Source organism: Amycolatopsis pretoriensis (assembly GCF_900107925.1).
GTDB classification, from domain to species: domain Bacteria; phylum Actinomycetota; class Actinomycetes; order Mycobacteriales; family Pseudonocardiaceae; genus Amycolatopsis; species Amycolatopsis pretoriensis.
The window spans coordinates 488,894-502,145 of record NZ_FNUJ01000002.1; the positions used below are offsets into that span (position 1 = coordinate 488,894).

The following is a 13,252-nucleotide window of genomic DNA, read 5'->3' on the forward strand; positions in this document are numbered from 1 at the left end:
TTCTCTCCTCAGCTTGCGGTGTTCGAGTTCAGGCGCCGGGCGACGTCGCCGGCGGCCAGGTAGGCCAGCCCGAAGGCGGGCAGGAGTCCGTTGCCGGGCAGGTAGCCGGCGGCGCCGTGGCCGGAGATGCTCGCCGCGGCGCCACCGGCGGCGTACAGCCCGGGGATCGGGCGGTCGTCGTGGTCGACGACGGCGGCGTGCTCGTCGACCAGCAGGCCACCTTGGGTGTGGAACAGCGCGGGCACCACGCGTACCGCGGCGAGCCGGCCGGAGAGCGCGCGTTCCCAGTGGGTGCGGCCGTGTTCGTCGGCTTGTGAGCCGCGCGCGATCGCCTGGGTGGTGGCGAGTTCGGCTTCGAGGGCGGCCGCCGGGAGGCCGGTGGCGGCCGCGAGCCCGGCGGCGTCGTCGGCCCAGACCAGTGCACCGGCCGACACGACGTCCCGGAAGTCCTGGAACGGCTGGCACTGCTCGAAGATCGTCTCGTCGAGGACGATCCAGCCGGTCGAACCGGGCCGCGCGGCCAGCTCGGCGGCGTACTCGGAGTAGCCGCGGGTCTCGTTGCCGAAGCGGCGGCCTTCGAGGTCGACGAGGAACGCGCCGTGGATGATCGTCGCCCAGCCGACGAGCGTGCCGGCGCTCGCGGACACCGCGCCGTGGCCTTGGTAGGCGTCGAGGAACCCGGTGGCGGCGCCGAGTTTCTCGCCGATGCGCAACGCGTCACCAAGTGACTGGTCACTCCCCTGGTACAGCGCCTGGGAGATTTCCGGCAGGTGCTTCGCGACCAGGTCGGCGTCGGCGCCGAAACCGTTGGTGGCCAGCAGGACCGCGCGAGTGGGGATCTCTTCCTCGGTGCCGTCGGGGTACCGGACCACGGCCGCGCGCACACCGTCCACAGTGTCCTCTTCGGACAACACGTCGATCAGCCGGGCGGGCGCGAGCAGCTCGATGTTCTCGTGCTCGGCCACGCGCCGGGCGAGGTGGTCGACGACGCCGGAGCCGTGCCGGCCCGGGATCGTGTGGCACCGGAGCACGGAGTGGCCGGGGTAGTTGAAGTCGGTGACCAGCGACAACGGCAGCCCGGCCGAGTCCGCGAGCCACTCGACGAGCGGCGCGCTGACCTCGGCCAGGGTGCGGGCCAGGCGCGGGTCGGCCTGCCCCCGCGTCTTGGCCATGATGTCGGCGACGAACCGCTCGGGCGAGTCGTCGACGCCCTCGTCGCGCTGCCAGCGGGAGCCGGCGCCGGGGAACATCGCCGTGGACATCGACGTGTTGTTGCCGCGCCGGAAGTGCTCGCTCGCCTCGACGACCAGGACGCTCAGTCCCAGTTCGGCCGCGCGCAGGGCACCGGCGAGCCCGCCGCCCGCACCGGCGACGACCAGATCGGGTCCGTCGGTCACCGCTCCTCCACAGCCAGCAGCCGCAAGGCCAGTTCGGTCGGGTCGACGATGCGCGCGGGCAGGTCGGCGGGCTCGACGTCGACGGCCGAGCAGCCGTTGAGCACCGCCGTGGCACCCGACGCGGCCAGCTCGCCGACGGCCGTGCCCAGCGCCGCGTTCCAGGTCTCCGTCTCGGCGATCGCGGAGAACGGCAGGTCCAGCACGCGGACGCCGACGAAGTACTCGGTCAGCCGGTAGGCGGCGATGCGCTTGGCGAACTCCTCGGCGATGGCGTCGTTGCGCACGACCGCGCCGAACCGGACACCTTTCGCGGCGAGGTAGCCGGCCGAGAGCTTGAGCAGGCCGTGCACCGGCAACGAAGGTTCGGCGACGGCGTCGGGGACGGACGGGTCCAGCACGCAGTCCGGGAAGGCCAGGTCCCAGCCGTCACCGGCGGCGGCGAGGGCTGCGGCGACCTCGCGCTCGGACGCGCGCACGGACTCGCCGGTGTCAAGGGTCTTCGGGGCGGCCGGGCCGACATCGCGCAGTGCGATGGTCAAGCCGGGCGGGGCGAGCCGGTCGTAGCGCTCCTGCCGCCGCCGGATTTCCTCGGGCGGCAGGTGGATGGGCGTCACCGCGAGGGCACGCATCAGTTCGGCTCCTTCTCTTCGGTTCCGGCCAGCTCGCGCAGCGCGGCGCCGACGCGGGGCAGGCTCGCCAGGTCGCGGGCCAGCGCCGCGGCGCGGTCCACGAACGGCTTGGGCAGCCACTTCCCGAGCAGGCCGGCCACGTCCGGCTCGGTCAGCGGGTGGTGGTCGGCGTCGCCGACCGGGTTGGGTACCTCGCGGACCAGCGACGTGCCGTCGTCGAACGCGATCGTCACGCGGGCCGCGCGCTCGGCCGGCAGGCGCGTCGTGAGGTCCGGGGCCTCGACCAGCCGTACGCGGCTCGCCAGCGCCCGCACACCGGCGTCGTCGAGCGGGCTCTCCGGGCCGATCTCGCCGGACCGGGCGGCGGTCGCCACCACGAACGGTGTCGAGAACATCGCCGAGAGCCGGTTGGACCAGTCCACGGAGGACAGTCCGGCGCCCAGGACGTGGCTCTCCACCAGGATGGTCGTGATGCCCTCGGCCCGGAACCCCGGGTGGGACCGGAGCTCGAGGACCGCGTCGGCGGCCGGGTGGGTGAAGGAGCAGGACGCGTGCCGCTTGAAGTAGCCGCGCGTGATGTCCCAGCGGGTGCCCAGCTCCGCGGTCAGCTGCCCGGCGTCCAGCGAACCCAGCAGCGTGCCGAGGGAGAGCGCGGCCGTGCCGGTGTTGCGGGCCATCCCGGCCGCCGCCATCCGGGCGGCGGCCAGTCCCGACGTCGCCGACGCGCCCAGCCACGCGTTGCGCACCGGGTTGCCCTGGGTCGCCGAGTCGAAGTGCCCCGCGATCACCAGGCCGGCCGCGGTGTCGATGGCGGCCGCGGTCGCCCCGGGCGGGAGACCCAGCAGCCGCGCGCAGCCCGCCGCCGCGCCGGGGACGCCCCAGCTGCCGTGCGGGTGCGCGCCCGGACGCAGGGTGGTCGCGCGGCCGAACCGCGCCGCGACCTCGTAGGCGGCCAGCAGCGCCGCCGCGGTGTCCGCACCCGTGCTGTCCAGCTCGGCGGCCAGCGCCAGCACCGCCGGGAAGCCGTGCGCGGCGGGGTGGCCCTTGGCGTACTTGTGGCCCTCGTCCAGCTCCAGCGAAACCAGAGCGACGCCGTTGAGCCACGCCGCCGCGTCGGTCGTCACGCAGCGCCCGCCACCGATCAGCGGCGCCGGACCGGCGGGCGCGCGCCAGGCCTCGGCCAGGGAACGCTGCTCCGGCAGCGAAGCACCCAAAGCCGTGACGCCGACGACGTCGAACAGCACGAGGGAAAGCCGGTCCGCCACCCCGTCCGGGACGTCCAGTTCGGCCACCCAGGCACCGAGGTCCGCGGTAGCGGCTTGTTCGCGGTTCACAGTCCCAAGTACGCCTTCCTGACGCGCTGGTCGCCGGCGAGCTCGGCGCCCGTGCCCTGCAGGACCGTCGACCCGCTCTCCAGCACGTACGCCCGGTCGGCGATGGCCAGCGCCTGTTTCGCGTTCTGCTCGACCAGCAGCACCGCCACGCCGTTGTCCCGGATGCGCTGGACCGCTTCCAGCACCGTCCAGGTCAGTTTCGGCGAAAGCCCGGTCGACGGCTCGTCGAGCATCAGCAGCCGCGGCCCGGCCATCAGCGCGCGGGCGATGGCGAGCATCTGCTGCTGGCCGCCGCTGAACGTCTGGGCGAGCTGGCCCCGGCGCTCGGCGAGCACCGGGAACAGCGCGTAGACCTCGTCCAAGGACGCCGCGGCCTGCGTGGGCGTGCGGGTCCACGCGCCCATCCGCAGGTTCTCCTCGACCGTGAGCGTGCCGAACAGCGCCCGGTCCTCGGGGACGTGCACCAAGCCGTCGCGCACCAGCTGGTCCGGGCGGCGGCCGGCGGTCGGCGTGCCGTCCAGGGTGACGCGGCCCGACGACGGCTTGAGCTGGCCGCAGATGCTGCGCAGCGTCGTGGTCTTGCCGGCCCCGTTGGCGCCGACCAGCGCGACGATCTCGCCGGCGTCGAGGTGCAGGTCGACGTCGTGCAGGATCCGCATCCGCCCGTACCCGGCGCACACCTTCTCAAGCGTCAGCATGGGTCGGCTCCTCACCGAGGTAGGCGTCGATGACCCGCGGGTCGCTGGTCACCTCGGCGGGGGCGCCGACGGCCAGGACGCGGCCCTGGTCGAGCACGAGGACGCGGTCGGCCAGCCGCATCACGGCGGCCATGATGTGCTCGATGAACACCAGCGTGACGCCCTCCTGCTCGCGCAGCGTGGCGAGCAGGTCGAGCACCGGTTCGCGCTCGGCCGGGACGAGCCCGGCCAGCACCTCGTCGAGCAGCAGCACCTTGGGCCGGGTGGCCAGCGCGCGGGCCAGTTCCAGGCGCTTGAGCCCGGCGGTCGGCAGGTCGGTCGCGGTGCGGTGGGCCCACGGTCCGAGGCCGACGCGCTCGACGACGTCGAGCGCGTGTTCACGCAGCTTCTTCGCGCTCAGGCGGTGGTGCTGGGCGGCGAGGCTGACGTTCTGCGCCACCGTCATGCTCGCGAACGGCCGCATCAGCTGGAACGTGCGGACCATGCCGGCCCGCGCGATGCGGTCGGGCGCGCGCCCGGTGACGTCGTCGCCCGCCAGCCGCACGCGGCCGGTGTCCGGGTTCAGCGCGCCGGAGATGACGTTGAACAGCGTGGTCTTGCCCGCGCCGTTGGGCCCGATCACGCCGAGGATCTCCCCCTCCGCGACCGACAAGTCCACATCGGACAGTGCGTGCACACCGCGGAACGCCTTCCCGACGCCGCTCACCTCGACGATGCTCATCGACGCCTCCTCGCGGCGAGGGTTCCGACGATTCCCTTGGGCAGCAACCGCACGATCAGGATCACCAGGACCGCGTACAGCACGACGTCGAGTCCGCTGCGCCCCTGCAGGAAGCTCAAGAACTCCGGTGGGGTGCGCAGGAGGGTCGCCGTGACGTCGGTGAGCGAGCCGATGATGATCGCGCCGACCACCGGGCCCCAGACCGTGCCGATGCCGCCGATGACCACGGGCACGATGGCCTGGATCGAGATGGCCGAGCCGAACCCGAGGTCGGGGTTCACGAACAGGTAGTACTGCGTGTAGAAGGCGCCCGCGACGGCGGTGATGGCCGCGGACAGCGCGACCGTCAAGAGCTTGTGCCGCAGCACGGGCGCGCCCAGGGACGCGGCCGCCAGCTCGTCGTCGCGGATCGCCGTGACGTACCGGCCGGCGCGGGAGTGCAGGAAGACGATGCTGATCGCGACCGCCGCCCCGGCCAGGGCGAGGGCCACCCAGAAGTACGCGGGCGAGTCGGCCGGGAACTGGATCAGCCACAGCGAGGAGTCCTGGATCAGCGGAACGCTGAAGCCGATGGACTTGTTGGCGAACGCGCTGCTCGTGACGATCAGCCTCAGCATCTCCGCGAAGGCGAACGTCGCCAGCGCGAAGTACGCGCCTTGCAGCTTGTAGCGGAAGGAAAAGTAGCCGATGACCACGGCGACCGCGGCGGCCACCGCCATCCCGGCCAGCATCCCGATCCACGGCGACACGTTGTGCTTCACCAGCAGGTACGCACTGGTGTAGGCGCCGAGACCGAAGTAGGCGGCGTGGCCGAAGCTGAACATCCCGCCGAAGCCGCTCATGATGTTCCAGCCGACGGCCATCAGCAGGAAGATCAGGATCCGGACGGCGACCGCGCCTTGGGCGGCGGGCAGGATCAGCGGCAGCGGGATCGCGACCAGCACGAGAATCGCGAGGATCGCGAGCTGCTTGTTCTGCGGGCGCAGCGGCGGCGCCTTGACGGCCTCCGCGGAACCCGCGGGCGCCTCGATCGTGATGTTCATGCACGCCTCCCGAACAGGCCCTGCGGGCGGAGGAACAGCACCAGCACGAACACCACGAACACGCCGAGCAGGGAACTCTGGCCACCGAGGTAGATCGTGGTGAGCTGCTCGACCAGCCCGATCAGCAGGCCGCCGACCAGCGCGCCGACGACGTTGCCCATGCCGCCGAGCACCACGACCACGAACGCCGTGATGTTGAACTGCTCCCCCAGCGTCGGGGTCACCGTGACGAGCGGGCCGGCGAGGACCGCGGCGGCCCCGGCGCACGCCGTGCCGATGGCGAAGGTCAGCGTGTGCATGCGGCGGACGTTGATGCCGACCAGCGACGCACCCGGCGCGTTCGCGGCGACCGCGCGGATCGCCGTGCCGAGCCTGGTGCGCCGCAGCAGCCAGTACAGGAGGCCGCCGAGCACGATGGCGCCGAGGAACGCGTACAGCCGCGAGCCCGCGACCACCGCGCCCAGCAACGGGAACTGGAAGTCGCCGGGCAGGTCGATGGTCTTGGGCTCGGCGCCGAAGAACATCAGCAGCCCGTTCTCCAAGAGCAAGGACAAACCCAGGGTGATGAGCAGCTGGTTTTCCAGCGACCCGCCGCCGGCGCCCGACAGCAGTCCACGGTGGACGGCCGCGCCGAGCAGGAACAGCGCGGGGACCGCGATGACGAGCGTCAGGTACGGGTGGAGCCCGGTCGCCTGGATCATGCCGAACGACAGGAACATCGCCACCGTGAGGAACGCGCCATGCGCGAAGTTGACGATGTCGAGCACGCCGAAGATCAGCGTCAGGCCCATCGCGATCAGGCCGTAGAGCCCGCCGGTCAGGATGCCGGTGACGACCGACTGCCAGACCACCAGGCCGCTGCCGGACTGCACCAGCGCGAGCACGATCGCGACGACGAGGACGGCGGCCACGATGCCCGCGCGGCTCAGGAACCCCTTGTCCGCCCGGGCTTTCCGGTCGGGCGGGGCGGTTTCGGGGACGACGGGCGCCCCGGTGTCGAGTTCGGTCATGGTCGCCACGCCACCCTGTAGTCGGGCCGGGATTCGGCTTTTTCGGGGGGATACACCTGCTGGACCCGCCCGTCCCGGACCTGCATCAGCACCGGGAAGGCGTTGCGGTTGTCGCCGTTCGGGGCGAACTGGATCTGCCCGCGTCCGACGGTCAACGGGGACACCTGCGCGGCGGCGATCGCGTCGCGCACCTTCTCCGGGTCGGTGCTCGCGGCCTGTTCGACGCCGTGCGCGATCACCTGGACCGCGTCGTAGGACAGGACCGCGCCGGTGCGCATCGGGTCGCCGTAGAGCTGCTGGTACTTCGCGCGCAGCGCCACGGTCGCGGGGTTGGTCGCGTCGTAGTGGTAGTTGGTGCTGAAGTAGAGGTTGCCGACGGCGGCCGCGTCGGTGACGAACTTCGGCTGGTCGTACGCGCCGTTCGAGACGCCCCAGACCGCGCTGAGGTCCGGCTTGACCGAAGCGATCGCCTTGGCCGCCAGCAGGCTGTCGCGGTAGTAGCCGGCGACCGCCAGCACGTCCGCGCCGGCCGCCTTGACCTGCGTGACCTGGGCGGTCAGGTCGCTGACGGTGGTGGCGTCGTAGCTGATGTTCGGGCCGACCTCGATGCCGAGCTGCTTGGCCGCCGCGGTGAAGGCGTCGGCGGCGCCGCTGCCGAAGTCGCTCTGCTCGTGCAGGAACGCGACCTTCCGGACCGGCTTCCCGGCCTGTTCGGACACCGCCTTCAGGTACTGGGCGGCGGCCGTCGCGATCGCCTTGCTGCCCGGCTGCACGCGGAAGGAGTACTTGTAGCCGTGGGAAAAGATCGCGTCGGACGCGGTCACGTCCATCACGAACGGGACCCGGTTGCGCTCGGCCACGACGGCGACGTTGGTGGACACCGCGCTCTGGTACGTGCCGACCAGGCTGACCGCGCCGGCCGAGATCAGCCGCTGGGCCTCGCTCTGCCCGATGTCGGCCTTGCCCTGCGTGTCCCCCGTGACCAGCTCGACCTTGCGGCCGCCGAGCGACTTGATGCCACCGGCCGCGTTGATCGCGTCGACAGCCAGCTGCGCGCCACGGCGCATCTGCAGGCCGTCGACCGCGTTCGAGCCGCTGACCGGGTGCAGTGCCCCGATCTTGACCGGGCCCTCGTCCCGCCCCGCGGCGGCGCCCCCGGCCCCCATCGGGGCCGATCCCCCGCACCCGGTCACGAGCAGGGCCACCGCCCCGAGTCCCGCGACGAGCTTTCGTGCGGACATGTCACCTCTTCCCACTGGAAGGGCTGTCGTTCCGCTTAGCGAAACGCCAGGTTTGTTACCGGTCATCGTGACACCCGGGCCGACGTCGGGTCAACATCTGCGCATAACTTGACGGACACGTGCGATCAGTGCGAACTTGGGAAACACGGAGAGACATCACTACGAAACATGACGTTCGCAAGTGTTCCCCCCGGCGAAACGGTACGGAACTTCCGGTCGCCGGATGAGAAAGGCAGGTACGCCCCATGACGGGCGCTTTGTCCGGGATCCGGGTGCTCGACACCGCGACCCTGTTCGCCGGCCCGCTGGCCGCGACCCTGCTGGGCGACTACGGCGCCGAGGTGATCAAGATCGAGCACCCCAACGGCGACCCCGTCCGCAGCCACGGCGCCCAACGCGACGGCGTCGGCCTCTGGTGGAAGATGCTCGGCCGCGGCAAGAAGGCGATCACCCTCTACCTCGGCTCCCCCGAGGGCCAGGAAATCTTCAAGAACCTGGTTGCTGATGCCGACGTCGTCGTCGAGAACTTCCGCCCGGGCACCCTCGAACGCTGGGGCCTGGGATACGACGTCCTCCGGGAAATCAACCCCGGACTGGTGCTCACCCGCGTCACCGGGTTCGGCCAGATCGGCCCGTACGCCAAGCGCCCCGGCTTCGGCACGCTCGCCGAGGCGATGAGCGGGTTCGCCGCGATCACCGGCGAACCCGACGGCCCGCCGACGCTGCCGCCGTTCGGCCTCGCCGACGGGATCGCCGCGCTGACCACGGCCTACGCCGTGATGACCGCGCTGCGGGCCCGCGAGCAGACCGGGCGCGGACAGGTCGTCGACCTGGCCATCATCGAGCCGATCCTGACGCTGCTCGGGCCGCAGATCATCGCCTACGACCAGCTCGGCACGCTACAGCCGCGCACCGGGAACCGGTCCACGAACAACGCGCCGCGCAACACCTACCGCACCCGCGACGGCAGCTGGGTCGCCATCTCCACCAGCGCCCAGTCCATCGCCGAACGCGTGATGCGGCTGGTCGGCCGCCCCGAGCTGATCGACGAGCCGTGGTTCGCCAGCGGTGCCGAGCGCGCGCAGCACGCCGACCTGCTCGACGACGCCGTCGGCTCGTGGATCGCCGACCGCGACCGCGACGACGTCGTGAAGGCGTTCGAGGAGGCCCAGGCCGCCGTCGCGCCGATCTACACCGCCGCCGACGTCATGACCGACCCGCAGTTCGCCGCCCTCGACAGCATCACGACCGTCGACGACGAGGAACTGGGACCGGTGAAGATGCAGAACGTGCTGTTCCGGCTGTCCGAGACGCCCGGGAAGATCACGTCGGCCGGCGCGCCGCTCGGCGCGCACACCGCCGAGGTGCTCGGCCGCCTCGGCCTCGGCGAGCCGGAACTCGCCGCCCTGCGCGACAAAGGCGTGATCAAGTGAGCACCGTCCTGCGCAGCTGGCTCTACGTGCCCGCCGACCGGCCGGACCGGATCAAGAAGGCACTCGACGGCCCGGCCGACGCCGTGATCATCGACCTCGAAGACGCCGTCGCCGCGGCGGCGAAAGACGAGGCCCGGCGCAACGCACTGTCCGCTTTGGACGAAGGCGCGAAGGCCTTCGTCCGGATCAACGCGCCCGGCACCGAGGCCGGTGAGGCCGACATCAAGGCCCTGACCGGGGCCGTGGGCGTCCGGGTGCCGAAGTGTGAGGACCCGGGCGAGGTGCGGCGGGTCGCCGACGCGCTCGGCGTGCCGGTGTACCCGGTGCTGGAATCCGCGCTGGGGGTGGAAAACGCCCTCGCGATCGCCACCGCACACCCGCTCGTCGCCGGGATCTCCCTCGGCGAGGCCGACCTCGCCGCGGACCTGCGGGTCGCCGGCGGCGACGCGCTGACCTGGCCGCGTTCGCGGGTGGTCGTGGCCGCGCGGGCGGCCGGGCTGCCGAGCCCGGTGCAGAGCGTCTGGACCGCGGTGCGCGACCTAGACGGCCTGCGCGCCAGCACCGAAGCCGGCCGGGCGGCCGGGTTCTTCGGCCGGTCGGTGATCCACCCCGCCCAGATTCCCGTGGTGCACGAGGTTTGCGCCCCCGATCCCGCGGAAACCGCCTGGGCGAGCGACCTGCTCGACCACCTGGAAACCACCGGGTCGGCGGCCTGGATCGACCACCACGGACAGTTCGTCGACGCCGCGATCGTGGCCCGCGCCCGCTGGGTGCTCGCGCTCGCGGCAGAAAAGGAAGGCCAGCACTCATGACACGTCCCCAGGACCGGTTGCTGTCGGCGATCGCCGGCGGGGTCCGGCTGATCGAGCTCGGGCAGCCGTTCTTCACCGGCATGCCCTGCTCGCCGAACCACCCCGGGTTCCGGATGACCCTGATCCGCCGCCACGGCGACATGCGCCGCCCGGACGGCGGGTCGGCCGCCAACGAGATCATCGTGACCGGCGGGCACGTGGGCACCCACATCGACGCGCTTTCGCACGTCAGCCACGACGGCAAGCTGCACGGTGACGTCGACGCCGCCGAGGCCCAGCAGGGTGGCGTGTTCCGCACGCACGGCGCGGAAAACCTGCCCGGCCTGCTGCGGCGGGCGGTGCTGCTGGACGTGGCCGCGGTGCACGGCGTCGACACCCTGGAACCGGGCTACGGCGTCACGGCCGACGACCTGGACGCGGCGGCGAAGCGGGCCGGCGCCGAGCCCGGGCGCGGGGACGTCGCGTTGATCCGCACCGGCTGGGCACGCAACTTCGACGACGCTGTTTCCTACATGGGCAAGGAAACCGGCGTCCCAGGCGCCACGGAGTCGGCGGCGGAGTGGCTGGCGGCCCGCGAAGTCGTCGCGACCGGCGCGGACACCACGGCCTACGAGCAGATCCCGGCCGGCGCCGGGCACGCCGTGCTGCCGGTGCACCGGATCCTGCTGGTGGAGTCGGGGATCTTCATCATGGAGCACCTGAACCTGGAAGCCGTCGCGGCCGAAGGCGTCCACGAGTTCGCGTTCGTGCTGGCGCCGCTGCGGATCGTCGGCGGGACCGGCTCGCCCGTGCGTCCCCTCGCGGCGGTGAGCGCATGACCGCGACGATCGTGCAGCAGCTGGCCGCGTTCGCCACGTCGGTGCGGGCGAAGGGCTTGCCGCCGCAGCTGCGGGACGACGCCGCCCGGCGCGTCCTCGACGTGCTCGGCAACAGCCTGGCCGCCACCGCCGAAAAGCCGGCCGCGGCCGTCGGCGCGCTGGTGCGCGAGTGGGGTGGCGAAGGCCGGGCGACGGCGATCGGCACCGGCGACCGGCTGCCCGAGCCGAGCGCGGCCCTGCTCAACGGCACCCTCGCGCACTCGCTCGACTTCGACGACACGCACCTGCCATCGGTGCTGCACCCGTCGGCGTCGGTGGTCCCGGCCGCGCTGGCGGTGGCGGAAGCCCGCGGCGCGACCGGCGCTCAGCTCCTGGACGCGATCGGTGTCGGCGTCGAGATCACCGTGCGGCTCGGCATGGCGGGCTACGACGAGGAACTCGGCAACTCGGTGTTCTTCGAACGCGGCCTGCACGCGACGGCGATCTGCGGCGCGCTCGGCGCGGCGGCCGCCGCCGCAATGCTGTCCGATGTGGACGAATTCGGGATCGCCGACGCGCTCGGCATCGCGGCCAGCATGGGCTCCGGACTCCTCGAAGCCAACCGCACCGGCGGCACGGTCAAGCGCGTCCACTGCGGCTGGGCGGCGCACGCCGCGGTGACGGCGGCGGGCATGGCACGCCACGGCATCACCGGCCCGCCCACGGTGCTGGAGGGCCGGTTCGGGCTGCTTCAGGCGTTCTGCGGCGACCAGTCCGATGTGGACGCGATCGTCGACGGCCTCGGCGAGCGCTGGGAACTGCCCGGGATCTTCTTCAAGCCCTACCCCTGCAACCACTTCACCCACGCGGGCATCGACGCGGCCCGGCGGCTGCGGGCACAGGGCGTCGACCCGGCGGAGATCGAACACCTCGAGCTGGGGGCGCCGACGGCGGTGCTGCGCACGATCGGCGAGCCGCGCGAGTCGAAGATCCGGCCGCAGTCGGGTTACCACGCGGCGTTTTCCGGGCCGTACACCGTGGCGGCCGGACTGCTGGGCGGCGGTGGCCTCGGCGTCTTCCACGACGACTTCACCGACGAAGCCGCCGCGGACCCCGCGCGGCTGGCGTTGGCGGCCAAGGTGCACTGCGTCCCGGACGCCCGGTGCGACGAGATCTTCCCGCACCAGTTCCCGGCGGTCCTGCGGGTGCGGCTGCGGGACGGCCGTGAGCTGGAGGAGCGCGTCGACGCGAACCGCGGCGGGCCGGAGAACCCGCTGTCGGCGGACGAACTGGCGACGAAGTTCCGCCTGAACGCGGCGCGGGTGCTGCCGGCGGACGTCAGCACGCGGATCACGGAGCTGACCTACGGACTCGCGGAGCTGGGTGACCTCACCGAGCTGACCAGGCTGCTCCGCACCTGACCCCGGCGGCCCCGGCGTGCTGAAGGGCACCTTCCTCGCATGTGACGAGCGGAAGGTGCCCTTCAGCGCAGCAGACGGGGAAACAGGTCGCGGACGCCGCGGCGGAAGTCGTCCAGCGCCTCGGCGGTGTCCGAGAGGTGGCGCAGCAGAGCTTGCTGGAACAGCCCGTCGAACAGCGCGTACGCCTCCGACGGCGAGCAGTTCGGCGACGCGCCCGCGAGTTCGGCGTACGCCGAGACGTTGCGCCAGATCATGTCCTGCAGGCCCTCGTCGATTTCGGCGACGTCGGCGCGGAACGCCTCCTCGAACATCGACTGCGTGCGCAGGTCGTACCAGAGCCGGTGCATGAGCGGGGCTTCTTCGAGCGCCGCCGCCAGCCCGTCCGCGCAGGCCGCGGCGAGGTCCTCAGGTGTGTCGGCGGCCCCGACGCCGCCCTCGTACCGCTGCACGCACGCTTCCTTGTAACGGCGCACGCAGTAGGTGATCAGCTCGACCTTGTCGGCGAAGTAGTAGTGCAGCAGGCCGTGCGAGAACTTCGTGTGCTCGGCGATCGTGCGCAGGCTCGTGCGGGCGTAGCCGAGGTCGGCCAGGGCTAGCAACGCCGCGTCGGCCAGTTCCCGGCGGCGGTCCTCGAACTTGTCGACTCGGCGCCTCACGGCGGCTGCGCTGGTCACCGGCCGAACATACCATCGAGCACTTCTCTGACCAATCGTCCA

The 13,252-nt window shown here is 72.2% G+C and carries 13 protein-coding genes; 4 read left to right on the forward strand and 9 right to left on the reverse strand.

The window, feature by feature from the left end:
- Positions 1–8: 8 nt before the first annotated feature.
- The 8 genes from BLV96_RS09250 to BLV96_RS09285 are packed head-to-tail and all read right to left on the reverse strand — an operon-like array spanning position 9 to position 8,073.
- Complete coding sequence (locus BLV96_RS09250; protein WP_086678665.1) at positions 9–1,397, reverse strand: FAD-dependent oxidoreductase; 1,389 nt, start codon at positions 1,395–1,397, stop codon at positions 9–11.
- Positions 1,394–2,026: an aspartate/glutamate racemase family protein gene (locus BLV96_RS09255; protein ID WP_086678666.1), complete on the reverse strand. Its 633-nt coding sequence runs from the start codon at positions 2,024–2,026 to the stop codon at positions 1,394–1,396. Before BLV96_RS09255 ends, BLV96_RS09250 begins: the two co-directional genes overlap by 4 nt.
- Positions 2,026–3,360: an MmgE/PrpD family protein gene (locus tag BLV96_RS09260; RefSeq protein WP_244180115.1), complete on the reverse strand. Its 1,335-nt coding sequence runs from the start codon at positions 3,358–3,360 to the stop codon at positions 2,026–2,028. The genes BLV96_RS09255 and BLV96_RS09260 overlap by 1 nt, the downstream gene beginning before the upstream one ends.
- The gene (locus BLV96_RS09265) at positions 3,357–4,058 is read right to left on the reverse strand and encodes an ABC transporter ATP-binding protein (protein ID WP_086678667.1); all 702 of its coding nucleotides are present in this window, start codon (positions 4,056–4,058) and stop codon (positions 3,357–3,359) included. The genes BLV96_RS09260 and BLV96_RS09265 overlap by 4 nt, the downstream gene beginning before the upstream one ends.
- Positions 4,045–4,779 carry an ABC transporter ATP-binding protein gene (locus BLV96_RS09270; protein WP_086678668.1) on the reverse strand — a complete coding sequence of 245 codons (735 nt, stop codon included), beginning with the start codon at positions 4,777–4,779 and terminating at the stop codon, positions 4,045–4,047. Before BLV96_RS09270 ends, BLV96_RS09265 begins: the two co-directional genes overlap by 14 nt.
- Complete coding sequence (locus BLV96_RS09275) at positions 4,776–5,822, reverse strand: branched-chain amino acid ABC transporter permease (protein WP_086678669.1); 1,047 nt, start codon at positions 5,820–5,822, stop codon at positions 4,776–4,778. Before BLV96_RS09275 ends, BLV96_RS09270 begins: the two co-directional genes overlap by 4 nt.
- Entirely contained in the window at positions 5,819–6,832 is a 1,014-nt protein-coding gene (locus BLV96_RS09280) for a branched-chain amino acid ABC transporter permease (RefSeq protein ID WP_208608180.1), read from the reverse strand. The genes BLV96_RS09275 and BLV96_RS09280 overlap by 4 nt, the downstream gene beginning before the upstream one ends.
- Positions 6,829–8,073 carry an ABC transporter substrate-binding protein gene (locus tag BLV96_RS09285; RefSeq protein WP_091388975.1) on the reverse strand — a complete coding sequence of 415 codons (1,245 nt, stop codon included), beginning with the start codon at positions 8,071–8,073 and terminating at the stop codon, positions 6,829–6,831. Before BLV96_RS09285 ends, BLV96_RS09280 begins: the two co-directional genes overlap by 4 nt.
- Positions 8,074–8,318: 245 nt before the next feature.
- Between BLV96_RS09285 and BLV96_RS09290 the strand changes: the two genes are divergently transcribed.
- Genes BLV96_RS09290 through BLV96_RS09305 form a run of 4 tightly spaced genes read left to right on the forward strand, consistent with a single transcriptional unit; the run spans position 8,319 to position 12,536 of the window.
- Positions 8,319–9,506: a CaiB/BaiF CoA transferase family protein gene (locus tag BLV96_RS09290; RefSeq protein WP_091388978.1), complete on the forward strand. Its 1,188-nt coding sequence runs from the start codon at positions 8,319–8,321 to the stop codon at positions 9,504–9,506.
- Positions 9,503–10,318, forward strand: a complete 816-nt coding sequence (locus BLV96_RS09295) for an HpcH/HpaI aldolase/citrate lyase family protein (RefSeq protein WP_086679158.1) — start codon at positions 9,503–9,505, stop codon at positions 10,316–10,318. The genes BLV96_RS09290 and BLV96_RS09295 overlap by 4 nt, the downstream gene beginning before the upstream one ends.
- The gene (locus BLV96_RS09300; protein WP_086679157.1) at positions 10,315–11,136 is read left to right on the forward strand and encodes a cyclase family protein; all 822 of its coding nucleotides are present in this window, start codon (positions 10,315–10,317) and stop codon (positions 11,134–11,136) included. Before BLV96_RS09295 ends, BLV96_RS09300 begins: the two co-directional genes overlap by 4 nt.
- The gene (locus BLV96_RS09305; RefSeq protein WP_208608181.1) at positions 11,133–12,536 is read left to right on the forward strand and encodes an MmgE/PrpD family protein; all 1,404 of its coding nucleotides are present in this window, start codon (positions 11,133–11,135) and stop codon (positions 12,534–12,536) included. Before BLV96_RS09300 ends, BLV96_RS09305 begins: the two co-directional genes overlap by 4 nt.
- Positions 12,537–12,598: 62 nt before the next feature.
- On the opposite strand, the gene BLV96_RS09310 is transcribed toward BLV96_RS09305, so the two are convergent.
- A complete protein-coding gene (locus BLV96_RS09310) occupies positions 12,599–13,210 on the reverse strand; it encodes a TetR/AcrR family transcriptional regulator (RefSeq protein WP_086679156.1) in 612 nt (203 codons plus the stop codon).
- Between the last annotated feature and the right edge of the window lie 42 nt (positions 13,211–13,252).

What these genes read in the sequence shown, in the direction of transcription:
- BLV96_RS09265 (WP_086678667.1), bottom strand. Translation starts at nt 4,058, where the DNA reads ATGCTGACGCTTGAGAAGGTGTGCGCCGGGTACGGGCGGATGCGGATC.
- BLV96_RS09255 (WP_086678666.1), bottom strand. Translation starts at nt 2,026, where the DNA reads ATGCGTGCCCTCGCGGTGACGCCCATCCACCTGCCGCCCGAGGAAATC.
- BLV96_RS09285 (WP_091388975.1), bottom strand. Translation starts at nt 8,073, where the DNA reads ATGTCCGCACGAAAGCTCGTCGCGGGACTCGGGGCGGTGGCCCTGCTC.
- BLV96_RS09275 (WP_086678669.1), bottom strand. Translation starts at nt 5,822, where the DNA reads ATGAACATCACGATCGAGGCGCCCGCGGGTTCCGCGGAGGCCGTCAAG.
- BLV96_RS09305 (WP_208608181.1), top strand. Translation starts at nt 11,133, where the DNA reads ATGACCGCGACGATCGTGCAGCAGCTGGCCGCGTTCGCCACGTCGGTG.
- BLV96_RS09300 (WP_086679157.1), top strand. Translation starts at nt 10,315, where the DNA reads ATGACACGTCCCCAGGACCGGTTGCTGTCGGCGATCGCCGGCGGGGTC.
- BLV96_RS09270 (WP_086678668.1), bottom strand. Translation starts at nt 4,779, where the DNA reads ATGAGCATCGTCGAGGTGAGCGGCGTCGGGAAGGCGTTCCGCGGTGTG.
- BLV96_RS09280 (WP_208608180.1), bottom strand. Translation starts at nt 6,832, where the DNA reads ATGACCGAACTCGACACCGGGGCGCCCGTCGTCCCCGAAACCGCCCCG.
- BLV96_RS09290 (WP_091388978.1), top strand. Translation starts at nt 8,319, where the DNA reads ATGACGGGCGCTTTGTCCGGGATCCGGGTGCTCGACACCGCGACCCTG.